17 protein-coding genes and 1 pseudogene are annotated in these 24,779 nt (G+C 73.3%); 10 read left to right on the forward strand and 8 right to left on the reverse strand.

The features are described from left to right. Nucleotides 1–110: 110 nt before the first annotated feature. A complete protein-coding gene (locus ACSU6Z_RS23580) occupies nt 111–1,211 on the forward strand; it encodes a glycoside hydrolase family 43 protein (RefSeq protein WP_437050448.1) in 1,101 nt (366 codons plus the stop codon). A 1-nt stretch (nt 1,212) separates the two neighbouring features. Next, nucleotides 1,213–2,286, forward strand: coding sequence for a rhamnogalacturonan acetylesterase (locus tag ACSU6Z_RS23585; RefSeq protein WP_437048491.1), 1,074 nt, complete (start codon nt 1,213–1,215; stop codon nt 2,284–2,286). Between the two features lie 121 nt (nt 2,287–2,407). On the opposite strand, the gene ACSU6Z_RS23590 is transcribed toward ACSU6Z_RS23585, so the two are convergent. The 3 genes from ACSU6Z_RS23590 to ACSU6Z_RS23600 all read right to left on the reverse strand — a co-directional run bounded on the left by ACSU6Z_RS23590 (nt 2,408) and on the right by ACSU6Z_RS23600 (nt 7,532). After that, the gene (locus tag ACSU6Z_RS23590; RefSeq protein ID WP_437048493.1) at nt 2,408–2,863 is read right to left on the reverse strand and encodes a hypothetical protein; all 456 of its coding nucleotides are present in this window, start codon (nt 2,861–2,863) and stop codon (nt 2,408–2,410) included. A 3-nt stretch (nt 2,864–2,866) separates the two neighbouring features. Next, entirely contained in the window at nt 2,867–5,425 is a 2,559-nt protein-coding gene (locus ACSU6Z_RS23595) for a molybdopterin oxidoreductase family protein (protein ID WP_437048495.1), read from the reverse strand. 547 nt (nt 5,426–5,972) lie between these two features. Then, nucleotides 5,973–7,532, reverse strand: a complete 1,560-nt coding sequence (locus ACSU6Z_RS23600; protein ID WP_437048497.1) for a serine protease — start codon at nt 7,530–7,532, stop codon at nt 5,973–5,975. A gap of 140 nt (nt 7,533–7,672) precedes the next feature. Between ACSU6Z_RS23600 and ACSU6Z_RS23605 the strand changes: the two genes are divergently transcribed. The 3 genes and pseudogenes from ACSU6Z_RS23605 to ACSU6Z_RS23615 all read left to right on the forward strand — a co-directional run bounded on the left by ACSU6Z_RS23605 (nt 7,673) and on the right by ACSU6Z_RS23615 (nt 10,345). Continuing rightward, the gene (locus ACSU6Z_RS23605) at nt 7,673–8,341 is read left to right on the forward strand and encodes an RNA polymerase sigma factor (protein WP_437048499.1); all 669 of its coding nucleotides are present in this window, start codon (nt 7,673–7,675) and stop codon (nt 8,339–8,341) included. Beyond that, nucleotides 8,338–9,414, forward strand: a complete 1,077-nt coding sequence (locus ACSU6Z_RS23610; protein ID WP_437048501.1) for a CU044_5270 family protein — start codon at nt 8,338–8,340, stop codon at nt 9,412–9,414. Before ACSU6Z_RS23605 ends, ACSU6Z_RS23610 begins: the two co-directional genes overlap by 4 nt. A gap of 133 nt (nt 9,415–9,547) precedes the next feature. Next, nucleotides 9,548–10,345, forward strand: a pseudogene (locus tag ACSU6Z_RS23615) (isocitrate lyase/PEP mutase family protein). A gap of 15 nt (nt 10,346–10,360) precedes the next feature. Here ACSU6Z_RS23615 and ACSU6Z_RS23620 read toward each other — a convergent pair. The 4 genes from ACSU6Z_RS23620 to ACSU6Z_RS23635 form a co-directional block, all read right to left on the reverse strand. Continuing rightward, nucleotides 10,361–11,461 (reverse strand): glycosyltransferase family 4 protein, encoded by a 1,101-nt coding sequence (locus tag ACSU6Z_RS23620; RefSeq protein ID WP_437048503.1) that lies wholly within the window; start codon nt 11,459–11,461, stop codon nt 10,361–10,363. A 194-nt stretch (nt 11,462–11,655) separates the two neighbouring features. Continuing rightward, a complete protein-coding gene (locus tag ACSU6Z_RS23625; protein ID WP_437048505.1) occupies nt 11,656–13,800 on the reverse strand; it encodes an amylo-alpha-1,6-glucosidase in 2,145 nt (714 codons plus the stop codon). A gap of 312 nt (nt 13,801–14,112) precedes the next feature. Continuing rightward, a complete protein-coding gene (locus tag ACSU6Z_RS23630) occupies nt 14,113–14,706 on the reverse strand; it encodes a TetR/AcrR family transcriptional regulator (RefSeq protein WP_437048507.1) in 594 nt (197 codons plus the stop codon). A 217-nt stretch (nt 14,707–14,923) separates the two neighbouring features. After that, nucleotides 14,924–16,246, reverse strand: a complete 1,323-nt coding sequence (locus ACSU6Z_RS23635; protein WP_437048509.1) for a jacalin-like lectin — start codon at nt 16,244–16,246, stop codon at nt 14,924–14,926. A 211-nt stretch (nt 16,247–16,457) separates the two neighbouring features. On the opposite strand from ACSU6Z_RS23635, the gene ACSU6Z_RS23640 reads away from it, so the two are divergent. Both ACSU6Z_RS23640 and ACSU6Z_RS23645 read left to right on the forward strand, forming a co-directional pair. Continuing rightward, nucleotides 16,458–18,158 (forward strand): PHP domain-containing protein, encoded by a 1,701-nt coding sequence (locus ACSU6Z_RS23640; RefSeq protein WP_437048510.1) that lies wholly within the window; start codon nt 16,458–16,460, stop codon nt 18,156–18,158. Then, entirely contained in the window at nt 18,155–18,670 is a 516-nt protein-coding gene (locus tag ACSU6Z_RS23645) for a hypothetical protein (RefSeq protein ID WP_437048512.1), read from the forward strand. Before ACSU6Z_RS23640 ends, ACSU6Z_RS23645 begins: the two co-directional genes overlap by 4 nt. Before the next feature lie 245 nt (nt 18,671–18,915). Here the strand turns inward: ACSU6Z_RS23645 and ACSU6Z_RS23650 are convergent, their stop codons facing one another. After that, nucleotides 18,916–20,175: a D-arabinono-1,4-lactone oxidase gene (locus ACSU6Z_RS23650; protein ID WP_437048514.1), complete on the reverse strand. Its 1,260-nt coding sequence runs from the start codon at nt 20,173–20,175 to the stop codon at nt 18,916–18,918. Nucleotides 20,176–20,429: 254 nt separating this feature from the next. Here ACSU6Z_RS23650 and ACSU6Z_RS23655 point away from each other — a divergent pair, with 254 nt between their 5' ends. From ACSU6Z_RS23655 to ACSU6Z_RS23665, 3 genes are all read left to right on the forward strand, one after another. Beyond that, nucleotides 20,430–21,749, forward strand: a complete 1,320-nt coding sequence (locus ACSU6Z_RS23655) for a radical SAM protein (RefSeq protein WP_437048516.1) — start codon at nt 20,430–20,432, stop codon at nt 21,747–21,749. A gap of 703 nt (nt 21,750–22,452) precedes the next feature. Then, nucleotides 22,453–23,304, forward strand: coding sequence for a methyltransferase domain-containing protein (locus ACSU6Z_RS23660; RefSeq protein ID WP_437048518.1), 852 nt, complete (start codon nt 22,453–22,455; stop codon nt 23,302–23,304). A gap of 430 nt (nt 23,305–23,734) precedes the next feature. Continuing rightward, entirely contained in the window at nt 23,735–24,703 is a 969-nt protein-coding gene (locus tag ACSU6Z_RS23665) for a hypothetical protein (RefSeq protein WP_437048519.1), read from the forward strand. The last annotated feature ends 76 nt before the right edge of the window (nt 24,704–24,779 follow it).

The raw sequence follows: 24,779 nt of genomic DNA on the forward strand, positions 1-24,779 counted from the left end.
GTCCGCCCCGTTGACCTCCCGACGGCTCGCCCTTACCTTTTCGGCGTTCGCTATCACAGATGCAGTTCGACATGTCGAACGAACTGCGCTTCTCGCGAGAGGCCGCCCGCATGAGCCGCGCCGACGACCTGCCCGACGCCGCCCCCAATCGCCGACTCGTCCTGAAGGGCGTCGCCCTGGCCGCGGGCGCCCTGGCCGCCGCCCCCGGCGCCGCGCACGCCGCCGCTCCCGACGAGGTGTCCGCCCGGCGCCCGAAACCGGCCCCGTACGTGAACCCGCTCGTCCGCAACCGGGCCGACCCGCACATCCACCGCCACTCCGACGGCTTCTACTACTACACGGCGACCGTCCCGGAGTACGACCGCATCGTCCTGCGCCGCTCCCGCACCCTGAACGGCCTCGCGACCGCCGCCGAGTCCGTAATCTGGCGCGCGCACCCCACCGGCGAGATGGCCGCGCACATCTGGGCTCCGGAGATCCACCGCATCGGCGGCAAGTGGTACGTCTACTTCGCCGCCGCGCCCTCCCACGACGTGTGGGCGATCCGCATGTGGGTCCTGGAGAACGCCCACCCCGACCCGTTCCGGGGGACCTGGGTGGAGAAGGGGCAGATCAAGACGGCGTGGGAGACCTTCTCCCTGGACGCCACCACCTTCACCCACCGGGGCAGCCGCTACCTGGCCTGGGCCCAGCACGAGCCCGGCATGGACAACAACACCGCCCTGTGGCTGTCCCGGATGGCGAACCCGTGGACCCTGACCGGGCCTCAGGTGCGGCTGTCCACACCGGAGTACGACTGGGAGTGCGTCGGGTTCAAGGTGAACGAGGGCGCCTCGGTGATCGCCCGCAACGGGCGGCTGTTCATGACGTACTCGGCCAGCGCCACCGACGCCAACTACTGCATGGGCCTGCTGACCGTCGACGCGGACGCCGACCTCATGGACCCGGCCAACTGGTCGAAGTCGCCGGTGCCCGTCTTCACCAGCAACGACACCACCAAGCAGTACGGCCCCGGCCACAACAGCTTCACGGTCGCCGAGGACGGCCGCACCGACGTCCTCGTCTACCACGCGCGCCAGTACAAGGAGATCGAGGGCGACCCGCTGCACGACCCCAACCGGCACACCCGGGTGCAGAGACTGGGCTGGAAGCCCGACGGCACCCCGGACTTCGGCATTCCGGTGGCGGACACAGCCGCGGGGAGCGCGTGAGATGAACACGGCGTCCGCACGCCTGCGGGCCGGTGCGGTGTCGGCGCTGGTCGTGCTGGGCACCGTCCTGTCCGCCGGGCCGGCCCGGGCCGGTCAGGCGCCGCCCCGGCCCCTCGGCATCGAGCACTGCACCGGCGGCGTCTGCCACTTCGACGTGCCGCCGGGGACGTACGACGTGACGGTGCTGCTCGGCGGCGAGACCGCGTCCGCCACCGCGATCACCGGTGAGACCCGGCGGTCGCTGCTGGCGCAGACGGAGGGCCCGGCCGGCGAGCGGGTCACCCGCGGCTTCACCGTGGACGTCCGCACACCCGAGGGCGAGCCCACCGGGGCCGCCGGCACGCCCGGCCTGGACCTGGTCGTCGGAGGTGCGGCGCCCGCGCTCGCCGGCATCCGCGTCACCCCGGCCCGGCACGCCCGCCAGATCCTCCTCGTGGGCGACTCGACCGTCTGCGACCAGCCGGGCGAGCCGTACACAGGCTGGGGCCAGCAACTGCCGCGCTACCTGCGCAAGGGACTGTCGGTGGCCAATCACGCCGACTCCGGTGAGAGCACGGTGAGTTACCTGGCCGACCCGCGCCTGTGGGACACCGTGCGGGCGCGGATCCGCCCCGGTGACCTGGTGCTGATCCAGCTCGCCCACAACGACAAGACTACCGACGAGCGGACCTACCGGGCGAACCTTCAGGCACTGGTCGCGGGCGCCCGGGAGCGGGGCGGGCGGCCGGTGCTGGTGACGCCGGTGGTGCGGCGCTGGTTCAACGCCGACGGAACCCTGGACAACGGCACCGCGCTGCTGGTCAACGGCCTCGGCGTCGACCATCCGGCGGTCATCCGCTCGGTCGCCCGGTCCCTGGACGTGCCGCTGATCGACCTGACCGCGCGGACCAAGGCGCTCGTGGAGTCCCTCGGCGTCGAGGGCTCCAAGGCGCTGTACCTGACGGACGAGAAGCGCGACAACACCCACACCTCCCTCCGGGGCGCCACCGCCTACGCGGAGCTGGTCCGCGACGCGCTCGTCGCCCAGCACCTGATTCCCCCCGGCGCGCAGGCGCACGAGCCCCGGCCGCTGTGAGCGCCGGTGCCGGGGGGAAGCCGGCTCGGTCCACCGGCCCACGCCACCCCGGCAAGGTCCCTGCCCGTGGCCGGGGTGGCGGCCCGGCCGGCGGTCCGTCGCGCCGTGCACCGGCGCGGTGCTAGGAGGCGATGAGGGCCTGGGGCGCGGCCTGCTTGATGCGGGTGTTCAGCCACCTCAGCTGGCGTCGGGTGTCGGCCTCGCAGGTCTCCACCACGTCCAGCAGTTCGCGGTCGCGCGTTCCCTGGGCCGCCTGGCCCAGGACGGTCCAGGTGATGTCGACGAAGGAGGCGAGGGTGTAGAGGTCCTGCAGGTCGCGCAGGAGGCCGACGCCGCCGGAGCGGGTTGCGGGCAGCTGGTCGGCGTACAGCCGCTCGGGTTCGTCCTCGCGCTGCTCGCCGTAGCGGTCGGCGAGGGGCGCGAGCCGGTCGACGTGCGCATCGCTCATGCGGGCGAGGGTGTGGCAGAGGCCGTGCACGTCCGGTTCGGCGGCGTGGCCGTCGGCGACCCGGCGGAAGGCGTCGGCCAGGGTGCGCGACGCGGTGTGCTGCAGACCGACGTAGGTGGCGAGGTGCATGGATCAGTCCTCCGTGCCGGTGGCGGACGCCGTGGTCCCGCCGGAGCCCGGTTGCCCGGCCGATGCCTCCGGCGCCGGGGCGGGTTCCGGCGGTTCACCGGCGTTCAAGCGTTCGTGCACGTCGGCGTCCGGACCACCGACGGTGGGCGGGACGCCGTCGGGGTCGGCGGGCGCGGAGGCCGTGGTGGTCGGGGCGGGGGAGGGGCCGGTGGCATCGGCGATCCTCGTGACCCTGACCGCCCCGATCTTGTACAGCGGCTGCTTGGAGACCGGGTCCCACTCGGTGATCGTCAGTTCGTTCGCGGCGCGCGGGTCGTCGCCGGGCGACGACCCGTCGGTACCGGGCCGGTCCCAGTAGCCGTAGTGGAACGGGGCGAACACCACCCCGTCCCGGCCGCGTCCGATCCGCGCCGGGGCCTGCATCGCCCCACGAGGCGACTCCACCCGCACCACATCGCCCTCGCCCACTCCCAGCCGTGCCGCGTCGCCGGCGGACAGCTCCACCCACACTCCGGGGGCCGCACGACGGAGCTGGCGGGAGCGCCCGGTCTTGGTGCGGGTGTGGAAGTGGTAGACGGTGCGGCCGGTGGTCAGGACGAACGGGTAGTCCTCCCGGGGGCTCTCCGGCGGCGGGACGTAGGGGGCGGCCTTGAGGAACGCGCGGCCGTCGGGGTTCTTGGCACGGTATTCCCGCGCGCTGAGCACCCCGCCGGTGAGCAGGTCGTGGCCGTACGTCTCGCAGACGTCCGGGTGGGTGGGGAAGTGCGCGTCCGCGTACAGGCGGTCGGTGCCCTCGGGCGCCTCCTCGTTCACGGGCCAGGGGATGCCGCTGCCGCCGCGCAGCTTGTCGTAGCTCAGGCCCGTGTAGTCCACCAGGCGGCCGCGGGTGCACTCCTTCCACGCCTCGAAGGCCTCTTCCGGGGTCGACCACTTGATCAGCGGGGCGCCGTCCTTGTCGGGGAAGTCCATGCGCCGGGCGTAGTCCAGCCAGATGTCCAGGTCGCTGCGGGCCTGGCCGGGCGGCTCGACGGCCTTCTCCGACAGGTGCACGGTGCGGTTGACGTTGGTGAAGGTACCCTGCTTCTCGCCCCACAGGGCGGCCGGCAGGACGACGTCGGCGTAGCGGGCGGTCTCGGTGAGGAAGCCGTCCTGCACGACGGTGAAGAGGTTCTCCTGCCGGAGGATCTTGCGGATGCGGGGCAGTTCCGGCAGGGAGACGGCCGGGTTGGTGCCGGAGATCCACAGCAGGCCGATCGAGCCCTGCTCGCAGTAGCGCCAGATCTGCATCGCGTGGGTCGGCGGCGCCCAGTGCGGAATGGTCATCGGATCCACGTTCCACAACCGCGCCAGCTGCCGGACGTGTTCGGGGTTGTCCCAGTTGCGAAAGCCCGGCAGGTCCCCGTCGGCGCCGCACTCGCGGGTGTTCTGGGCGGTGGGCTGGCCGTTCATCTGCAGGATCCCGCACCCGGGGCGCCCCAGCATCCCCCGTAGCAGGTGCAGGTTGTTCACCGCGCAGGCGGCGGCGGTGGCCTGGTGGGACTGGAAGAACCCCTGCAGCACCGTGGACAGCACGCGCTCGGAGGTGCCGAAGATCTCCGCCGCCCGGCGGATGTCGTCGGCCGGGACCCGGCAGATGCCGGCCGCGTGCTCGGGGGTGTAGGGCTCGACGGTGGCCTTCAGCTCGTCGAAGCCGAGGGTGTGCGCCGCGATGTACTCCTCGTCCAGCCAGCCGTTGCGGACGACCTCGCGGACCAGGGCGTTCATCAGCGCCTGGTTGGTGCCCGGCAGCGGTGCCAGGTGCACCCCGCCGGTGGCCCGCGCGGCCTCGGCGACCTTGGTGGTGCGGGGGTCGACGGCGACGATCCGCGGCGGGTTCGGACCGTGGACGCGGTCCAGGACGCGCATCCACAGCACGGTCTGGGTCTCGGCCATGTTGTGCCCGAACAGGAACACGGCGTCGGTGGCCTCGATGTCGCTGTAGCTGCCGGGTTGCCCGTCCGAGCCGAAGCTCTCCTTCAGCGCGGCCGCCGCGGTCGCCGTGCACAGGCGGGTGTTGCCGTCCATGTGCGGCGTGCCCAGCCCGGCCTTCCCGATCACGGCGAGGGTGTAGTACTCCTCCAGGAAGAGCTGCCCCGAGGTGTAGAAGGCGTGGCTGAGCGCCCCGGCGTCGGTCGCCAGCAACTGCCGGGACCGCTCGACGATGCGGCCCATCGCCGTGTCCCAGTCGCTCTCGACCAGCTCACCGCTCCGGTCGCGCACCAGCGGGCGGGTGAGCCGGTCGGTACGGCTCCACTGCCACGACCCGTACAGGCCCTTGGGACCCAGCCTGCCGTGGTTGACGGTGTCGGCCGCACGCCCCCGGACGCCGACCATGCGGCCGTCCTTGACCGCGATGTCGCAGCCGCAGCCGTTGCTGCACAGCACGCACGCCGACTGCACCCACCGGTCCACCTCGTCCTCGGCCACGGAGGCGTCGAGATGGGTGTCGACCCGCACCGGCCAGGGCGTGTCCCTGGCGTGCGGTGTGCGGGCACCCCAGACGTCGGCGATCCGGTCACTCACAGGCGGCCTCTTCCAGTGGGAGGGGGACACGGGCTGCCCACAGGTACCCGCTCATCGGCGCCCGATATCCGTGCGGGAGGAAAACCACCTGCCGGACGGAGACGGCGGTGACCGCCGTTCCGAGGCCACCGCCACCGGGGTCCTCGGGCAGCCGGAGCCCTTCCCGCCCGAGGCCCCCCGCCGCCTCACCCGGCGGGTGCCGCGACATCTCGCACCGCCGCACGCGGACCGGTCCGGCCACCGCGGGAACCGGTGGTCCCGCCCCCGTCGCGCGCACCGGGCCAAAGGGGCTTTCCCGGTCGGCCTCGGGTGGCTGGGGCCTGCGGCCCGTGGTCACATGGACACATGTTCGCCTTCTTCTCCAGCCGCCTCGGATGCCTCGGATCGCTGCTGGTCAGCCTGGTCGGAACCGCGGTCCTCCTGCTGCTGCTCTACAGCTGCCAGCGCCTGTAGGGCATCGGGGCGCAGGTCCTGGGGCGCGGCCGCGCGCCGCCGCCCGGTGCCCGCCGGCCGCGCCGCTCGGGGCGCGGCCGGCAGGCGGCCGGGTTCACGCGGTGCGGTAGGCGTCGATGATCGTCTGCCGCAGGGTGTTCCCGTCGGTGTCGGTCAGCTCCGCGCGCAGGGAGACGCCGGTGCCCGCCGGCGGGTTGTGGAGGGTCACCGCGCCGTCGTCGACCGGGAGCGGGGCCCACGAGGAGCCGCCGTCGGTGGAGGCCCAGACCCGCAGCGAGCGGAGGCGTCCGCCCGCCGCCGCGCCCTCCACGGTGACCGGGACGCGGACGGTCGTGCCCGCCACCGCGGTGCCGGTGAGGCCGAGTCCGGGCGAGAAGCGCACGGTACTCACCGGCACGGGCGCCGGGCCGGTGGTCGTGCCGGAGGCGAAGGCCCACGACGCGGTGACGCGGGTGGTGGCGCCGGTCGCGCCCTTGCGGTGGACCGTAGTGGTCAGGCGGTACGTCGCACGCTCCGACGGGACGGTGAACTCGGCCTGGCCGGGTGCGCCGGACCGGGTGCCGACGAGCACACCGTCGCGGAACAGCGTGGTGGTGGCCGAGTCGTACGACGGTGACGAGGGCACGTGGCCGTCGCCGTCGGCGAGCAGCGGGACGTCCACGGTGAGCCGGTCGCCGTCGCGTTCGACGCCGGGGCGGCCGGCGAGGGAGGGGCCGAAGACGGCGTTGTCGAAGGTGTGGGTGGTCGTGGTACCGGCCCGCGGCGCGATTCCGTCGGCGGTGTAGCGGTTCAGCACCGACCCCGACGCGCCGCGGGTCTCGTAGGCGACGTCCCAGGTGCCGCGTTCCGGGGTCACGAGGTAGGTCGCGGTACCGGGGGCGGTCAGGGTCCCGGTGATGCCGACGGTCGGCCCGGAGGTCGGCTGCAGGTCGAGGGTGGCGGTCCCCGTGGTGCCCGGTCGCGCCGCGCCCCCGATCCGCAGGGTCGCCAGCTCCTCCTTGGCGTACCGCCGGGTGAGCCCCGTCAGGGCGCGGGTGCCGGTGAAGGTCTGGCCGAGTGCGTAGCCGCCGGTGTCGGTCGTCCAGTACGCGTCGAACCACTGCTTGACCGAGCCGGGTTCGGCCTCGGGGCCCAGGTGCGCGACGCGCAGGTTCGTGCCGGCACTGACGATGTTGGCCAGCCGGCTGACGCCGTCGTGGGTGACCTCGACGAACATGCCGCTGTGCGCGAAGTGCGCGGAGCTGTCGGGGGGCCGTACGTCGACGGGGGCGGTGGTCCGCGCGTCGACGGTGACGGTGGTGTCGCGGTCGAGGTCGAGGCGGGGCTGGACGAGGAAGTCCGTGCCGGTCCCCTCGATGGTGCTGTCCAGCATGTACCGGCCCCGGGGCAGGCGCACGGTGGTCGTGCCGGACTCGTCGTACGGCTCGGTGGCCCGGTCGGCTCCCGGGCCGGAGAACCCGGTGACGTGGGTGCGGTAGTCGGCCGTCGGGCGGCCGGTGCGGTCCAGGTGCCTGATCGTGAGGGTGAACGTCTCCTGCTCGGCGGCAAAGGCCGCGGGCTGGCACACCGGCGTCATGCCACCGAGCAGGGCGGCGAGCGCCAGGGTCCGCAGGACGCCCCGGCGGGACACGGAAGGAACAGAGGAAGTGGTCATGACCTGTACTGCGCCACCGGGCACCGGAGTTCCTGTGATCCACGTCACGCGCTAGGGGTGGGTGGTGGCCCGGGCGCGGTGTGGTGCACGTCACCGGAACCGGAGGGGCGGGCGGGGCAGAGCGGAACGTGGAATCAGTCATGAGGAATCGCTTCCGTCGCGGAGACCCCGAGGCCCTGGCGGAGCTGTACGACGAACACGCCAGGGTCCTGTACCGCTACGCGTTGCGTGTGACGGGCGACTGGGCGGAGGCGGAGGACGTCGTCTCGGCGACCTTCCTGGAGGCGTGGCGCGGCCGGGAGGGGCTGCGCCCCGAGGGGGACGGCCTGCGCCCGTGGCTGCTGGGCATCGCCACCAACGTCATGCGCCGCAACGCCCGCGCACGCCGGCGCCGCGACATGGCGCTCGCCCGCGTCCCGGAACGCGGCTCGGTCCCGGACTTCGCCGACGACCTCGTCGGGAACCTGGCGGACACCGAGCACCTGCGCGCCGCACACGCCGCGCTGGCCCGTCTGCGGAGCCGCGACCGGGAGGTGTTCACCCTCGTGGTGTGGGCGGGCCTGGACTACGCGGCCGCGGCCGAGGCGCTCGGCGTACCGGTCGGCACCGTGCGGTCGCGCCTGTCCCGCGCCCGTACCCGACTGCGCGAGCTGACCGGGCGCGAGGCCCGCGCCGCACACCCGCAGACCACCCGGGCGGGAGCCGAGCGGCAACGGGCCGAAGGGCCGGGCTCCCTGGGCCGCCCCCGACTCACCCGTACCGGGCCGCGCTCCCGCGGCCCGGCCGTCGACCAGGAGAACCACGGATGAACCTCAGCCCGCGGCGCCGTTCCCCCCGCCCGTCCGAGGAAGGCGAACGCCTCGACCTCACCGGCCTGCTGCCCCCGCCGCCGGTGCCCGACCTCGCCCCCGACCGCGAACTGCTCCTGAAGGAGAGGCTGCTGCGCGAGGCCGCCCTCACCGAACCGTCCGCGGGCCGCACCGCTCGCGCGGCGCACCCGCGGCGGCTGGTCCGGGTGCTGGCTCCGGCCCTCGCCTGCGCCGTGGCGGTCGGCGGCATCGTGGTGGTGAACCTCCAGGACACCGCCGGACGCGGCACCGCGGGGGTCAGGGGGACCGCCGCCCCCGACGTGCCCGAGGCGGCGCGGCTCCTCGACCGCATCGCGCTCGCCGCCGCCGCGCAGGAGCGGCCGGCGGTCCGCGCCGACCAGTTCGTCTACGTCGAGAGCAGGGTCGCCTACGCCGGGCAGAACGCCGCGGGGGGCCCCGTCTCCCTGGTACCCGTGCACCGGCGGCAGGTGTGGCTGTCCGCCGACGGCAGCCGCCCCGGCCTGCTCCGCGAGGAGGGCCGGCCCGACAGCCGCCTCGACGCCGAAGCGCCGGTCCACACCCTCGACGGACCGGGGGCGACGCCCCGCCCGGGCACTCTCCACGACGACGGTCCCTCGATCGGCGACCCGACCCACGCGTACGTCGCGTCGCTGCCGACCGACCCCGACGTCCTGCTGGAGCTGATCCGGAAGGAGACCGGCGAGGGCCGGGACCCGGACCAGCAGGCCTTCACCGCGATCGGCGGGCTGCTGGCCGAGACGTGGGCGCCGCCGCGGGTCAGCGCCGCGCTGTACCGGGCCGCCGCGAAAATCCCAGGAGTGACGGTGGTCCGCGCGGCCCGCGACGCCGCGGGACGCGAGGGGGTGGCCGTCGCCCGCACGGCACACGGCCGGCAGACGCAGTGGATCTTCGACCGGAACACGTACGCGTTCCTCGGTGAACGCACCGTGCTCATCGAGTCCGGTGACGCGGGCCCGGCCGGAACCCTGCTCGGCACCTCCGCCGTCCTCACCAAGGCCGCCGTCGACCGTGCCGGGGAGGTTCCGCGGTGACGGTGGGGCCGCCCCCGTCGGCCTTCCGGGGGCCACCGGGCGCACACCGCGCGAGCGCGACGTCAGCCGTGGGGGCGCGGCGGCGCCGACCGTTCGGCCGGCGCCGAAGCGACCGTCCCGTACCGTGCGGGACATGAGCGACTCCGCACGGCACGACCCGACCGCGGCGGCCACCGGCTTCGCCGCCCTGCACCGCGCCGGTGATCCACTGGTGCTGCCCAACGCCTGGGACCACGCCTCGGCGCGTCTGCTCGCCGCCCGGGGCTTCCCCGCGATCGGCACGACCGGCCTGGGTGTCGCGGCCGCCGCGGGGGTGCCCGACGGGACCTCGGCGACCCGGGAGGAGACCCTCCGGCTGGCCCTCGCCCTCGGCTGCGAGCCGTTCCTGCTGAGCGTCGACGCCGAGGACGGTTTCAGCGACGACCCGGACCGGGTGGCCGCGTTCGCGGGGGAGCTGGCGGCCGCCGGGGCCGCCGGTATCAACCTGGAGGACGGCACGGGATCCCTCCACCGGCACGCCGCGAAGATCGCCGCCGTGAAGTCGGCCGTGCCGGGGCTCTTCGTCAACGCGCGCACCGACACGTTCTAGCTCGGCGACGGCGACGCGGACCTCCACGCGACCCTGCGGCGCTTGGACGCCTACCAGGAGGCGGGCGCCGACGGGGTGTTCGTCCCCGGGCTCACCGACGCCGCCCGGATCGCCGCCCTGGTGGACGCCCTCGACGTCCCCCTCAACATCCTCTACTCGCCCGCCGGCCCCTCGCTGCCGCACCTCACCGGCCTCGGCGTACGCCGGGTCAGCGTCGGTTCGCTGCTGTACCGCAGGGCGCTGGGCGCGGCCGTCGAGGCGATGGCCGACGTCCGGGCGGGCCGGGAACCGAAGGGGACGGCACCGACGTACGCCGAGGTCCGGGCGCTGGGCAGGGGCTGAGGCGGCGGGGCGGGTTCAGGCGACCGGAGCCATGTCCTCGCGGGTGGGGACGGTCCCGGTCAGCGGGGTCGGGCTCGGCGTGGCGGCCAGCACCCTGCGGTAGACCGCCTCGTACCCGGCCGCCATGGTGTCCGGCTGGAAGTGCTCGATGACGTGGTTGCGGCAGTCGCGGGAGTCGATCGAGCCCACCGCCTCGATCGCCTCGGGCAGTTCGGCGACGTGCTCGCGGACCAGACCGGTCACCCCGTCGACGACGACCTCCGGGACCGAGCCGCGGCGCAGCGTGACCACCGGGGTGCCGCACACCATCGCCTCGATCATCACCATGCCGAACGGCTCCTCCCACTGGAGCGGGAACAGCAGGCAGCGCGCCCGCGCCAGCAGCCGCTTCTTGCGCTCGCCGGTCACCTCGCCGAGCCACTCCACACCGGGGCCGAGACGCGGCTTGATCTCGGCCTCGAAGTAGGCGTGTTCGGCGGGCTCGCTGCACTTGGCGGCCAGCTTGATCTCCCGGCCCGCGGCGAGGGCGGCGTCGATGGCCAGGTGCATGCCCTTGTCGGGGGTGCAGCGGCCCAGGAAGAAGACCCAGTCCTCCTTGTCGCGCCGGTAGGGGAAGTCGCCGGCGCGCAGCGCGTTGTGCACCGTGCCCGCCCAGTTCAGGTCGGGGGCCTGGGAGCGCTGGGACTCCGATATCGCCACCAGGTGCACGCTGTCGCCCAACTGCCGGTAGTAGTCGCCCGGTTCGCCGTCCAGCGGGCCGTGCGTGGTGACGACCGTCGGAACGCCGCGGCCGCGGGCGAGCAGCGGCCCGGCCAGGGTGTGGTCGTGGACGACGTCCACGTCGAGGTCGTCCAGGAGGCGGCCGGTGGCGGCGGCGTGCCACACCTCCGGCAGCGGTTCGCCCAGGCGCGGGCCCTGCGGCACGTCGTAGGTGCGCAGCATGCGCTGGGCGCGGGTGCCGTTGCGGCCCGCCGCGATCAGGGTGACGTCGTGGCCGCGGGCCACCAGCGCGTCGGTGAGGTCGGCGCACATCGCCTCGATGCCCCCGTAGCCGCGGGGCGGGAGCTCGAACCACGGCGGCGCGACCATGGCGATACGAAGCGGCCGGTTGCTCAACGCAGCTCCTTTCGTTCGGTCGTCGCCCGTCGCCGCCCGCGCCCGCGGGCACGGCGGTGCCTCGCCGGCGCGTGCCCGCCGTGCCCGGACACGCGGGCAGGCGGGGGCGACGGATGCGGGGCGACGGGACAAAGGGGGGCCGGCCGCGGGCGGCGTCGGCCGCGGCGGGCTCCGGGGGGAGGGGAGGTCTGAGGTCAGCCGGGGTGCGGCGGATCCACCGCCGGGCACGCGCAGGGCGTCTCGGACAGCCGCATCCCGGACGGCAGGCCGGTGACGCGGACGCCGCCGTCGCGGCCCACCGCCATGCCCACCCGGGCGGCGCCCACCGGCACGTCGGTCAGCCGCAGCGCGCCGTAGCGGGCCGGCAGCGCGGGGTCGAGGCGGAGCACGCCGTGCGGCACGCACACCTCGGCGCCGAGCAGCACCCGCAGCAGGTACAGGGGGGTGGCGGAGGCCCAGGCCTGCGGGGAGCAGGCCGCCGGGTAGGGGACCGGCTGGGCGTACTCGGTGCGGTCGAAGCCGCACAGCAGCTCCGGCAGGCGCCCGCCGAAGGCCGCGGCGGCGTCCAGGACGGCCTCGGCGACGCGGCGGGCGTGGGCGGTGAAGCCGTAGCGCCGCAGGCCCGCGGCGACGATGCCGCTGTCGTGCGGCCACACCGAGCCGTTGTGGTAGCTCATCGGGTTGTAGGCGGCCATGGTGGTGGCCAGCGTGCGCACGCCCCAGCCGCTGAACATCTCGGGCGAGAGCAGGAGTTCGGCGACGGCGGGCGCCTTGTCGGCGTCGACGATGCCGGTCCACAGGCAGTGGCCCATGTTCGAGGCCAGCGCGTCGACGGGACGCTTGTCGCCGTCCAGCGCCTCGGCGTACCAGCCGCGCTCGGGCAGCCAGAACACCTCGTTGAAGCGCTCCTTCAGCAGCCGTGCCCGCTCGTGCCACTTCTGCGCCCCGGACGGATCGCCGGTGTGCTCGGCGAGCAGGGCCCGCGCCCGGTAGGCGGCGTAGACGTACCCCTGCACCTCGGCGAGGGCGATGGGCGGCTCGGCGAGCCGGCCGTCGGCGCTGTTGACGCCGTCCCAGGAGTCCTTCCAGCCCTGGTTGGCCAGGCCCCGGTCGGTGGAGCGCCGGTACTCCACGAATCCGTCGCCGTCCCGGTCGCCGTACCGCTCCACCCACTCCAGCGCCCGGTCGGCGTGCGGCAGCAGCTCCCGTACGGCGTCCGGATCGACGCCCCAGCGGCACAGTTCGCCGAGCAGCATCACGAACAGGGGGGTGGCGTCGACGGTGCCGTAGTACACGGTGCCGCCCAGGGCGAGGGAGGCCTCGACGCCGAAGCGCAGCTCGTGCGGGATCTTGCCGGGCTCCTCCTCGGTCACCGGGTCGCTCTTCACGCCCTGGTAGCGGGCGAGGGTCTGCGCGGTGCCGAGGGCGAGCTGCGGGTCCAGGGGCAGCGCCATCAGCGCGGTGAGCAGGGAGTCACGGCCGAACAGCGCCATGAACCAGGGGGCACCGGCCGCGACGACGGGCGTGTCGGGGTGCTCCGGGTCGAAGATGCGCAGGGCGCCGAGGTCCTGGCAGCTGCGGCGCAGGGTGAGCGCGAGCGACTCGTCGCCCACCTTCACGCGCGGCCCGGTCTCGCGCCACTCGGTGTTGCGCACCGACGGGCCGGCCTGCTCCACGGGCCGCTCCAGCGGGAACGACGTCGGCGTCTCCACCCCGTCGATCACCGGTGTGACCAGCACGGAGGCCCGCCAGGTGCCGCGCGGCGGCACGACCGCCCGGAAGGTGAGCTGGCCGGGGGAGCAGATGGCGTTCTCGGCGGCGATCCGCACGCCCCGGCTCTCGCCGCGCCACTGCCGGCTGATCGCCAGCACCCCGTCGCCGTAGTCGACGCCGTACTGCCCGCGCGGCGCGACCCGCCCCTCCTTGACCTCGAACAGGTCGGCGAAGTCGGCCTCGGCGCGCAGGGTGAGCACACAGGCCGCGGCCTCGTTGCCGAGGTTGCGCAGCACCAGGTCCTCGCGCATGCCCGCGCCCACGAACCGGCGCCGCTCCACCAGGACGGTGGCCTCGCTGTGGCCGGGACGCGGCCGGGCCCGGCCCAGGAACAGGGCCTCGTAAGGCTCCTCGGCTATGACGGAGAGCGGGTCGACCTCCTCGTCGTCCAGCCGCAGCTGCCAGCCGGACAGGATGCGGGTGTCACGGTGGAACAGTCCGTGGGCGGTGCCGGGCGCGAGGTCCCCGCCCCGCTCGGACAGGCAGAACGACGATCCCTCGATCAGTGTCACCGCGTCGCTGCCGCCCTGCGTCGCCTCCCCGGCGAACGTCCAACCCGCGCCCATCGATCACCTTCCCGCCACAACAGTCCAAGACAAGTCAAGACAGGCCAAGAACAGCCAAGATCAGGAACACGGGCACCGCGTCACGGAGCGCGCACGCGCACGCACGTGAGCACGAAACCCGTGAGAAGAGGGTTGATCGGTCATTTTTTATACGACGCAGCTCAACTTTCCTGCAAGTGACCGCAGGGGTCGGCGCGACGGCCGCCGCTGCGGCCGCTCGGACGCTCGAGCCCCGTGGGGCGGCCCGCGCCGCCGGGGACGACGAGCGGGACGGGACCACTGCCGGAGACGTCGTAGTGGTCGCGGTGCCGGTCAGGCCGGTCGGTCGTGGTCCGTCCCCTCGCGGGGCCAGTTCTCCAGCGTGATGTGCAGGGCGTCGACCGCCTTGTCCCAGGACGCCTGGACGTCCCGGGCGGCGCCGAAGCCGCCGGCCGCCTCCAGGACGCAGTAGCCGTGGAAGGTGCTGCGCAGCAGGCGCACGGCGTCGGTGAGGTCGGGTTCCTCCAGGCCGTAGGCGCGGAGCACGCCGTAGGTGATCTCGGCGGTGCGGCGCAGGGCGGGGGAGGCGGCGGCGAGGTCCCGGTCGACGCGGATCTGGGTGGCCGCGTACCGCCCGGGCCGGGTCAGCGCGTACTCCCGGTAGGCGCCGGCGAAGGCGGCCAGCGCCTCCTTCCCGGCGCGCCCGGCCACGGCGGCGGCGATGCGGTCGATCAGCTCGTCGCCCGCGAACAGGGCCAGGCGGGTGCGCAGGTCCTGGAGATTCCTGACGTGCGCGTACAGGCTCGCGTCCCTCACCCCGAAGCGGCGCGCCAGCGCCGACAGGGTGACGTTCTCGAAGCCGGCCTCGTCGGCGAGTTCGGCGGCTGCCGCGACGAGGCGGTCGGCGGTGAGCCCGGCGCGGGGCATGGGACGACCTCCGGAACAGAAACCTAGGGCTCCTAGAAAATAACCTAATGGCCCTAGAGGGTCGAGGGAGGTGGACGCGCCGGACCCGGGACGGAGCGGGGGGACACCCCCGGGAGCGGTCGGCGGCCGGGTGCGCGAGCGCGCGCGTCCGATCGCCCGGACGTCCCCCGCCGGCTCGTCCGGCGCCCGCTCCCTTCGCGCCGGACGAGGGCGGCCGTCAGCCGATCGGCGCGTACACCACTCCCAGCTTGTCGATCTCGTCACCCGACCGTCCCGTGAAGCCGACGATCTGCCGGCCGGGCGGGGCCGTGAAGGTCCTGGCGTCGGACGTGGCCGTGCCCGCGGACAGGGTGCGGCCCCCGTCCGTCGTGAAGGACGCCGAGAAGATCCTCGTACGGCCGTCCTTTCGGCCCTGGGTCAGCCTCACCGAGGTGAGGTGCTCGCCGGGGGCCAGGGTGAGCGACGCCGCCGTACCGCCCGTGCCGCCGTGGCTCAGCGTCGTCCCGTCGTCGTGGGTCAGGGACACCGCGTCGAGGCGGGAGGCGCCGCGCAGTGTCAGCGTGCGGGGGGCGGGGGAGGCCGGCAGGTCGTCCGCGTCGTTGAAGGCCGTGCCGTGCGGGCCGCCGAAGAAGTCGCTGGCGCGCAGGGAGGCGTCGGGGGTGTAGGAGAAGCCGACCGTGTGCGGGAAGTGGTCGGACAGGTGCGTGCCGTCGGAGCGGAGGAAGGACTCCCACTCGTTGTGGTAGCGGGTCGCGGTGAGGTTCAGCAGCCTGCTGCCCCGGTACAGGACCTTGTCCACCACCTCGCAGTCGTCCGCCGGCGCCGCCGCGTCGCAGACCAGGGCGTCACCGCCCGGCGCCGGAGGCGTGCCGCCCCGCACCAGGCGCACCCACGCGTCCGTCAGGCCGTTCTCGGTGAGCAGCGTGCGGATGTTGTCGCCGGTGCGCGTGTACCGCGTGTTCGTGTCGCCCATGACGATCACCGCGTTGCCCGCGGAGTTCGCCCGGATGAAGTCGGAGAGCTGGTCGATGTTGGCGCGGCGGGCGGCGAGGGCGTCGTCGGTGGCGTCGGCGTTGGCGTGCACGTTGTACAGGTCCACGAACACGCCCTCGGCCAGGCGGACCCGGGCGAGGGTGAAGCCCTTCGGGGTGAGGCAGTTGGTGCCCGTGCAGTCCTTCCACCTCACTCGCTCGAAGTCCTCGAAGGGAACGTCCGAGAGGGTGTTGAGGCCGTCGCCGACGCCGGCGCCGCCGCTGGTCGGCGTGCGGTGCGGGTGGGTGTCGTGGGCGTAGAGGGACGCGTGGTAGTTGAAGTCCTCCTGCACGTTCACGATGTCGTACGGGGCGAGTCGCTCTCCGATCAGCGGGGTGTTCGTCTCCGGGTCGCTGTCACCGAGACCGAGGGGGAGGCCCGCGATGTTGTACGTCAGGACGGTGAAGGAGCCGGGGACCGCGGCGGCGGCAGGGGGCGCGCCGGTGCCGGTGGGGCCGGTGAGGGCCAGGGCGGCGGTGAGGGCGACGATGAGTCCGAGTCGTCTCATGCCGCTCATGTTCGGCCGAACTGCCGTTGCAGATACGGGTGTTCGAGAAAACGGCGGGAAAGTGCGCGGAGCGGCCGCTTCCGGGCCGCCCGCCGCTCATCTCCGAGTTATTTAAGGTTCATCTTCCACCTTGATCCTCCTCACGCGCGGCGCACCAGCGCGGCGCGGCGGAAGACGGCCGCGGAAGGCAGCGGCGATCAGGAGGCTCAGCATGGGACACGGCCACGGCCACGGGCACGGGCATCACCACGGACACGGTCACGACCATGACCACGAGGCGCCGGTGCTGCCCGCCGCGTTCGACACCTCCGTGCCCGACGAGGCCCTCAGCCCCGAGCAGCGGTCGCGCCGCTCGCTGCTGCGCCGCGCGGGCCTGCTCGGCGCGGGGCTGGCCGCCGGGAGCGTCCTCGGGCAGGCGACGCCCGCCGCCGCGGCGGCGGGCGGCCGGCGGAACAAGGGCTTCCTCTGGCTCGCCGGCGACCACCACATCCACACCCAGTACAGCAGCGACGGCAAGTACCGCGTCGTCGACCAGGTCCGCCAGGGCGCCCGGCACGGCATGGACTGGCTCGTCATCACCGACCACGGCAGCACCACCCACGCCAGGATCGGCGTCGAGAAGGTCAACCCGGACATCCGCGAGGCCCGCGCCGCCCACCAGGACACCCTGGTCTTCCAGGGCCTGGAGTGGAACATCCCGGCCGCCGAGCACGGCACCGTCTTCGTGCACCCCGGCAAGAACGAGGTCGCCGTCCTCAAGCAGTTCGAGACCGACTACGACGGCAGCGTCAAGGGCGCCACCGACTCCACGCCCGCCAACGAGGCGCTCGCCATCGCCGGTCTCGCCTTCCTCCACGACCAGGTCAGGAGGCGCAAGGTCAAGGACGCGCTGATGCTCGCCAACCACCCGGCGCGGCGCGGGGTCGACTCCCCGCACGAGATACGCGCCTGGCGCGACGCGACCCCCGCGAGCCGGCGGATCGCCGTCGGCTTCGAGGGCGCCCCCGGCCACCAGGCCGCCGGCCTGCCCGCGCCCCTCGGCATGGGCCGCGCCCGCGGCATCTACGACAACAACCCCGGCGCCAACTCCTTCCCCGGCTACCCCCTGGAGTCCTACCGCACCTGGGGCGGCTTCGACTGGATGACCGCCACCGTCGGCGGCCTGTGGGACAGCCTCCTCGCCGAGGGCAAGCCGTGGTGGATCACCGCCAACTCCGACTCCCACCAGGTCTACGCCGACACCGCCGTGCGCGGCTCCGGCGGGGACTTCGCCGCCGACGGCCGCTACCCGGACCCGGTCTACGGCGGCAAGATCGACATCACCCAGGGCGACTACTGGCCCGGCCAGTACAGCCGCACCCACGTCGGCGCCGACGGCTTCTCCTACGCCGCCGTCATGGACGGCATCCGCGCGGGCCGCGTCTGGGTCGACCACGGGCAGCTCATCGACGCCCTCGACGTGCGCGTGGCGGGCGGTGGCCGCTGGGCCACGCTCGGCGGCGCGCTGCACGTGAAGAAGGGCACGCGCGTCACCCTGACCACCGAGGTGACCCTGGCCGGCGGCCCCAACTGGGCCGGTTTCGTGCCCCGGCTGGCCCGCGTGGACGTCATCCAGGGCGACGTGACGGGCGAGGTGGAGGACAAGGACACCTTCACCGCCCCCACCGCCAAGGTCGTCACCTCGTACGAGGTGGGCAAGGAGACCGGCACGGTCCGCCTCACCTACGACCTCGGCCGCGTCGACCGCCCCCTCTACGTCCGGCTGCGCGGCACCGACGGCAACCGCACCGCCGTCGGCGCGATGGGTGCCGCCGTCGACCCGGCGGGTCCGGCGCTCGACGTCGTCGGCGACGCCGACCCCTGGCGCGACCTGTGGTTCTACTCCAACCCGGTGTGGGTCCTGCCCTCGTGACGCCGCCGCACGCCCTCACCGTGGACGCGGGGACGCGGGACCTGCGCGCGGCCGACCACCTCCTCCACGCGCTGGCGGACGAACTCCCCCTCCCCGGGGACGTGTTCGGCTGCACCCACCTGGTGCGCGGCGACCACCCGCACGCCGCGGTCTCCCTGGCCCGGCCGGCCGGGCCGCTCCCGCGCACCGTCCGGGAGCGGCTCACGGCGCGCGGGTACGACGTGACCCCGGGCCTGCCGGACGCGGCGGGCCGCGCGGTGCTCTACCCGGGCGCCGCCTCGCTCGCCGGCACGCTGACGGTCGCGGAGCTGATCGCGCGCTCCGCGATCGACGCCGTGACGGTGCTCGGCACCCCGGAGCGGCCCGCCCCGCACACCCGCCTGGTGACGCGGGACCACGTGCGCCCGCAGTGGCGGGACGGGCGGCTCGTGCTGGCCGCCGTACCGGCCGCCGGAGGGGCCCTGGTCCCCTTCGAGGTCCCGGACCCGACGCCGTGCTGCGCGGACCACTGAGGCTCCCTCGGCGGACCGGGCGGTCCGCCCGGTCCGCCCGCGGTCCGCGCCCGCCCGGGGCGCGGCCGGCGCCGGCCGCGCCGCCCCTCCTCCGTAGGTGTCGCCCACGTCCCCGGCGTCCGGCAGCAGGCGGGCGGCCGGGCCCGCACGGCGTCCCCGGCGGCGCGGTCCGCCGTCCGTCGGCCGCTCACCGGCGGAGCGTGACGCCGGGCGCCCGGCGGCCTGCCGGGGCGGGACGGGGGAGGTCAGCCGCCCAGCACCTCCCGCACGAACGCGTTGGTGAACTTCCCCGCCGGGTCCAGCTCCCGCGCCAGCGCGCGGAAGTCGTCCAGCCGGGGGTACCGCTCGCGCAGCACCGCCGCCGGCGTCGTGAACACCTTGCCCCAGTGCGGGCGTGCCTCGAAGGCGTCCAGCGCCTGCTCGACCCGCCGCACCACCGGCAGCACCGCCTCGGTGTCCTCCACCCAGGTGAAGTGCACGGCCACCGTGTCCCGTCCGTGGGACGGGCTCAGCCACTGCCCGTCGGCGGCCACCGCGCGCACCTCGCAGGTCTGGAGGACCGGTGCCACCGTCGCCCGTATCGCGTCCAGCGCGCGCAGTGCGTCGAGGGCGTGCCGGTGCGGCATCAGGTATTCCGACTGGAGCTCCGCGCCGCTGCTCGGGGTGAACTCGGCCCGGAAGTGCGGGAGCCGTTCGTGCCACGGGCCCGGGACGCCGAACTGCTCGGTGCAGTTGACCGCGGGCATGCCGGGGACGGGGTGCATCTTCTCGGCGGCGGGCGTGGCCCACGGGAAGCCGGACAGGGGCTGGTCGGTGCGCCGCTTGAGCCACACCTGGCGGAAGCCGGGGGCCCGCCAGTCGGTGAACAGGCTCACGCTGTAGGCCGCCGCCATGACCGTCTCGAAGGCGGCGGTGTCCAGCCCGTCGAGCGGCAGTTCGGTGAAGACGTGCTGCTCGACGTCGAAGGCCGGTTCCAGGTCCAGGGTGAGCGCGGTGACCACGCCGAGCGCGCCCAGGGAGGTGACCGCCCCGCCGAACCGCGCGTCGCCCCGCCCGATCACCACCGTGGAGCCGTCCGCCGTGACCAGTTCCACCTCCCGGACGGCCGAGGCCAGCGGGCCGTTGCGCACCCCGGAGCCGTGCGTGCCGGTCGCCACCGAACCGGCCACCGAGATGTGCGGCAGGGAGGCCATGTTCGGCAGCGCGAGCCCGTGCGCGTGCACCCGGCGGGCCAGCTCCGCGTACCGCACCCCGCCGCCGACCCGCACCGTACGGGCCGCGGTGTCCACGTCGGTCTCGGCCGGCAGCGCGGCCAGGGACAGCAGGACGCCCCCGGCGCCGGGCTCGGCGATCTCGTTGAAGGAGTGCCCGCTGCCCAGCACCCGCACCACCGGGCTGTCGCGGACCAGGGCCCGCAGCGCGTCGAGCGAGTGCGGCCGGTGCAGCTCCCCGGCCGTGTAGGTGATGTTCCCGGCCCAGTTGGTCACGGTCGAGGTCACGGTCATCCGGTCGCCCCTTTCCGGGGAGTCGAGCACCAGCAGGTCATCGCTGGAACCTATCCCGGGGGCCGGCCGGTGCCGCCGCCGGGTCGGGGTGGGAGTGGGACCCGTCACACACCCCGCGTGGAAGCGCCCGTGCGCCGCCGCCCGGCCCTCCCCCGCCGGGGCACGTTGCGCGCCGTGGGGGGACCCGGCGCCCGTGGCGCGAAGACGGGGGCATACCGTGAGATGTCGTACGCCTGAGCCGGGAGGAGACACGGATGGACAGCCGTACCGCGCTGGTCGAGGATCTGATGGAGCGGTTTCCGCACGTGCCGCGGGAGGCCGTCTTCAAGGAGGACCTGCTGCGGGGCGGCGTGGCCTTCGACCCCTCGGCCCTCAGCGACAACGAGAACGGCGAGGTCAAGCCGAAGTCGTACTTCATCTTCTCCTTCGACCACGGGACCCTGCCCGAGCTGGGCGAGGCCGCGCTGCGCCGCCCGCCCGAGGAGATCATCCTCACCGGCGGGCCGTACGACCTGCGCCGCACCGTCGTCTCGGTCCGCGTGAACCCGTCCTCGCCCTACCGCGTGGCCGCGAACGAGGACGGCGTGCTCGGCCTCTACCTCGACGGGAGGCGGATCGCCGACGTCGGCGTCCCGCCGATGCCCGAGTACTACCGGCACACCCTCTCCAACGGGAAGTCCGTCATGGAGGTGGCCCCCACCATCCAGTGGGGCTACCTGATCTACCTGACCGTCTTCCGGGTCTGCCAGTACTTCGGCGCCAAGGAGGAGTGCCAGTACTGCGACATCAATCACAACTGGCGCCAGCACAAGGCGGCCGGGCGGCCGTACACGGGCGTGAAGGACGTCGAGGAGGTCCTCGAGGCCCTGGAGATCATCGACCGGTACGACACCCAGAAGGCGTCCACCGCCTACACCCTCACCGGCGGTGCCATCACCAAGACCGTCGCCGGCCGCGACGAGGCCGACTTCTACGGCCACTACGCCAAGGCCATCGAGGAGCGCTTCCCCGGCCGCTGGATCGGCAAGGTCGTCGCCCAGGCCCTGCCCAAGGCCGACGTGCAGCGGTTCAAGGACTACGGCGTGCAGATCTACCACCCCAACTTCGAGGTGTGGGACGAGTACCTGTTCAAGATGTACTGCCCGGGCAAGGAGCGGTACGTCGGCCGTGACGAATGGCACAAGCGCATCCTGGACTCGGCGGACGTCTTCGGGGCGCGCAACGTCATCCCCAACTTCGTCGCGGGGGTGGAGATGGCCGAGCCGTTCGGCTTCAAGACGGTCGACGAGGCGATCGAGTCCACCACCGAGGGCCTGCGCTTCTTCATGTCGCACGGCATCACGCCCCGCTTCACCACCTGGTGCCCCGAGCCGACCACGCCGCTCGGCAAGGCCAACCCGCAGGGCGCGCCGCTGGAGTACCACATCCGCCTGCTCCAGGCGTACCGGCAGACGATGGAGGACTTCGGCCTGTCCTCGCCCCCCGGCTACGGCCCGCCCGGCGCCGGCCGCGCGGTCTTCTCGGTCAGCTCCTTCATGGACAGCCTTCCGGCGGACGAGCCCGTCGAGGCGTGACCGGAGGTCCGGTGCGCGGGACACGCCGCCGTCCGCGCACCGGCTCCGCGCCGTCCGGACGGCGGTCTCACACCGGCTCCGCGCCGTCCGGCGTCGGCTCCGCCGCCGGCTGCGAGGCCTCCGCCCCCGGGAACGGAGGCCTCGCCCTAGTGCCGCCCGCCTTCCGGCGCGGCACGAACTCCCCGGCGTACGGCTTCACACCGGACGGCCGCGACCGCGCTCGTCGAAACCCGGCTGCTCGCCGGCCGCGTCGAATTCTTCGTCCCCCGCGAACCCGACCGAGCGCAGCAGCCCCTCCCGCGTGCCCTCCGGCCCGCAAGCGCTCGACGCCCCGCTGCTGGGAGCAGCCGTCCCGGCGCGCACCGCGTTCGTTCCTGGCTGGGACGGGCGTCGGGACGAGGCGGCTGAACGCATGGTCGCCGCCCGCGGCTAGGTCGTGTCCCCCAACTCCTGCGTGAGCACTGGGAACAGAGGGCTCCGTCGAAGCTCGTAGAATCATGGCGTGGCATTCATGAGCACCCCGCACTGCTGCTTCCTCTGATCGGAGGACTTTGAGGGCGATGCCGGACGGCGTCGCCCTCCTCGGTGTGCCTGTGGTGTGAAACCACGCTCCCGTCGCTGCCCGTTCCTTCCTGAGGCAGTGACGCTCTGAGCGCGCAAGCAGGCACGAACCCTTCCCTCCACCCCTTGTCAGGAGTGCCTCGTGCCCGTGTCGCTTCCCCCTGCCCTCGAGCTGTCCCTCGATCTGCTGCGCTGCCCGACGTGCCGCACGCGCCGCCTGCACCCCGACCGCGGCGCACTGCGCTGCCCGGTGGGCCACACCTTCGACATAGCCCGTCATGGCTACGCCGGCCTGCTGGCGGGCACCCGTGCCACCAGTGGCGACGACCCGGCCATGATCCGGGCCCGGGACCGCTTCCTGGCCACCGGCGCCTACGCGCCCATCCGCGAAGCCGGGGCCCGCCTGGCGGCCGACGCCGCGTCGGAGCAGGCCACGGTCGTGGACGTGGGATGCGGCACGGGCTACTACCTGGCCGGCGTACTCGACCAGCTGCCCGGCGCCCGTGGTCTGGGGATGGACACATCGGCGCGTGCGCTGCGCTCGGCAGCTCGTGCCCACGACCGAGCCGCAGCGGTGGCCTGGGACGTCTTCCGTCCCTTCCCGCTGGCCGGCAAGGTGGCCGATGTCGTGCTGGACGTGTTCGCCCCGCGCAACCCGGCAGAGTTCCACCGCGTGCTGCGCCCGACCGGCCGGCTGATCGTGGTCCGCCCCACCGGGCGGCACCTGGCCGAGCTGCGTGGTCGGTTGCCTGCGATGGTCACGGTCGACCCGGCCAAGGAGCAGCGCCTGCACCGGGCGCTGGAGCCCTTCTTCGAGGCCGTCGTCACCGAACGGGTGGAGTACCGCGCGATCCTGTCCAGGCCGAATGCCCTGGACCTTGTGGCGATGACGCCGAGCGCCCGCCATGTGAGCCGTGCGGACCTGGACGATGACGGCCTCCTGCCCGACCGGGTCACCGTCTCCGTGCTGGCCACCGCCTACCGGCCTCGGTGACCACGGGCGGGCCCACCAGCACGTCACGAACACGGCCCGGTCGGAGAAGGACACCGACGTCGCCACCCCCGGCAGCAAGAGCGAAGCTCTTGCTGCCGGGGGTGAGCCATCCGAGGGGCGGGAGGCACGTCGGTGGCAGAAGCACCGCGGAAACTGATGTCGGGTTGGCCTTTCCGCGGACCAACGCGTCACAACTGGGCTTCTTCGACCGGCCGACTTCCGGCTGCGGGGCAAGAGATCTCTGGTCTCACCCTTGGTGACAGGGGGCTGATGGCCAAGGGGCATCGCGATGACCGAAGGTGTGACTGTACCGGCTTGTTGCCCGAAGACGTCAGCCGAGGAGCAGGCGGTGTTGAAACGTGCTGGAATCTGCAGCAGGTTGATCGAAGAGTCGGCGTCAAGGTGTGGCTGCCACGCGAGGGGATGATCCATGGCAAAGGACGTGAAAACGTTCCGTTGTGCTCATCAAGGATGCGGAGCAGATGTTCCCGCGTATGTGGGCGGCACTTCCCGCGCTGCCGCCTTCCACGCCAGGGCGGCCAGGCACCCTGTCGCTGGGCTGTTGGGTGAGGAGAGCGCGAAGGCCGACGCAGACCGGAAGGAACCTCGCGGTCATCCACTGCCGGCTCATACCTCGCAGCCGGTGACCGTCATGCGCACCCGCAGCAAGGGAGTTCTCGTCGCCGTGGGCGCCCTCGGAGTGATTGCAACTTTCATCATCCTCGGCATCGTCAATGACCCACGGCCCCCGACCATGCCTGACCAGATCGGCAATACCCCGGCTGAGGCGTACCAAGCAGCCGAAGAAGCCGGATACCAGTCCATCGACGTTCGGGTGGGCCACCCCGCCAGCAAGTCCAGCGACCAGCAGCCCAGCAGTGTCGAAGGAACCGGTGGGCTCAAGGACGGCGATGTCCTGGCCGACTACGCTGCTTGGACCGTATGTGTCACCGAATCAAAACATGTGGGCACCGGGTCCGGGTCCTGGTCAGTGGACTTCTACCTGGTCAAAAACGCCTCGGACTGCAGGGACGGCAAGATCCCCTTGGCCAGGCGGCGGGAGTACGAACGCTACGCAGGCGAAGCTCGTATCGCCGCGAACGCGGCCCTTCAGGAGGAAGAAGCCTCTCACAATGCTGAGACGAGCCCAACCCCCGACCCCGTTCCTGATCTGGACGGCGCTTCTGAATCGGAATCGGACCTCGATCGGGGTAGCGGAAGCGGTATCGAGGAATCGGGCACGGGCGGATACCGTGGAAGTAATCCGGACTACTACGACGGAAATTACGAGAACGACGATGAGTGGCACGAACGATACGGGAGCCCCGACGAGTACTATGACGGTAACTATGACAACGACGACGAATATCACGACCGCTACGGCCGAAATTCTCGCTGATGCCCCATCTGCGGATCGTGATTTTCATATCCGAGGTGCAGCTTCTCTCCGGTAATGGCTGATGCGTGATCGTCGC

The organism is Streptomyces sp. enrichment culture (genome assembly GCF_964273145.1).
Taxonomy (GTDB): Bacteria; Actinomycetota; Actinomycetes; order Streptomycetales; family Streptomycetaceae; genus Streptomyces.

Excerpts from the sequence above, each read along its gene's own strand:
- ACSU6Z_RS23580 (WP_437050448.1), top strand. The coding sequence starts at position 111 with ATGAGCCGCGCCGACGACCTGCCCGACGCCGCCCCCAATCGCCGACTC.
- ACSU6Z_RS23585 (WP_437048491.1), top strand. The coding sequence starts at position 1,213 with ATGAACACGGCGTCCGCACGCCTGCGGGCCGGTGCGGTGTCGGCGCTG.
- ACSU6Z_RS23590 (WP_437048493.1), bottom strand. The coding sequence starts at position 2,863 with ATGCACCTCGCCACCTACGTCGGTCTGCAGCACACCGCGTCGCGCACC.
- ACSU6Z_RS23600 (WP_437048497.1), bottom strand. The coding sequence starts at position 7,532 with ATGACCACTTCCTCTGTTCCTTCCGTGTCCCGCCGGGGCGTCCTGCGG.
- ACSU6Z_RS23605 (WP_437048499.1), top strand. The coding sequence starts at position 7,673 with ATGAGGAATCGCTTCCGTCGCGGAGACCCCGAGGCCCTGGCGGAGCTG.
- ACSU6Z_RS23610 (WP_437048501.1), top strand. The coding sequence starts at position 8,338 with ATGAACCTCAGCCCGCGGCGCCGTTCCCCCCGCCCGTCCGAGGAAGGC.
- ACSU6Z_RS23625 (WP_437048505.1), bottom strand. The coding sequence starts at position 13,800 with ATGGGCGCGGGTTGGACGTTCGCCGGGGAGGCGACGCAGGGCGGCAGC.
- ACSU6Z_RS23630 (WP_437048507.1), bottom strand. The coding sequence starts at position 14,706 with ATGCCCCGCGCCGGGCTCACCGCCGACCGCCTCGTCGCGGCAGCCGCC.
- ACSU6Z_RS23635 (WP_437048509.1), bottom strand. The coding sequence starts at position 16,246 with ATGAGACGACTCGGACTCATCGTCGCCCTCACCGCCGCCCTGGCCCTC.
- ACSU6Z_RS23640 (WP_437048510.1), top strand. The coding sequence starts at position 16,458 with ATGGGACACGGCCACGGCCACGGGCACGGGCATCACCACGGACACGGT.
- ACSU6Z_RS23650 (WP_437048514.1), bottom strand. The coding sequence starts at position 20,175 with ATGACCGTGACCTCGACCGTGACCAACTGGGCCGGGAACATCACCTAC.
- ACSU6Z_RS23655 (WP_437048516.1), top strand. The coding sequence starts at position 20,430 with ATGGACAGCCGTACCGCGCTGGTCGAGGATCTGATGGAGCGGTTTCCG.
- ACSU6Z_RS23665 (WP_437048519.1), top strand. The coding sequence starts at position 23,735 with ATGGCAAAGGACGTGAAAACGTTCCGTTGTGCTCATCAAGGATGCGGA.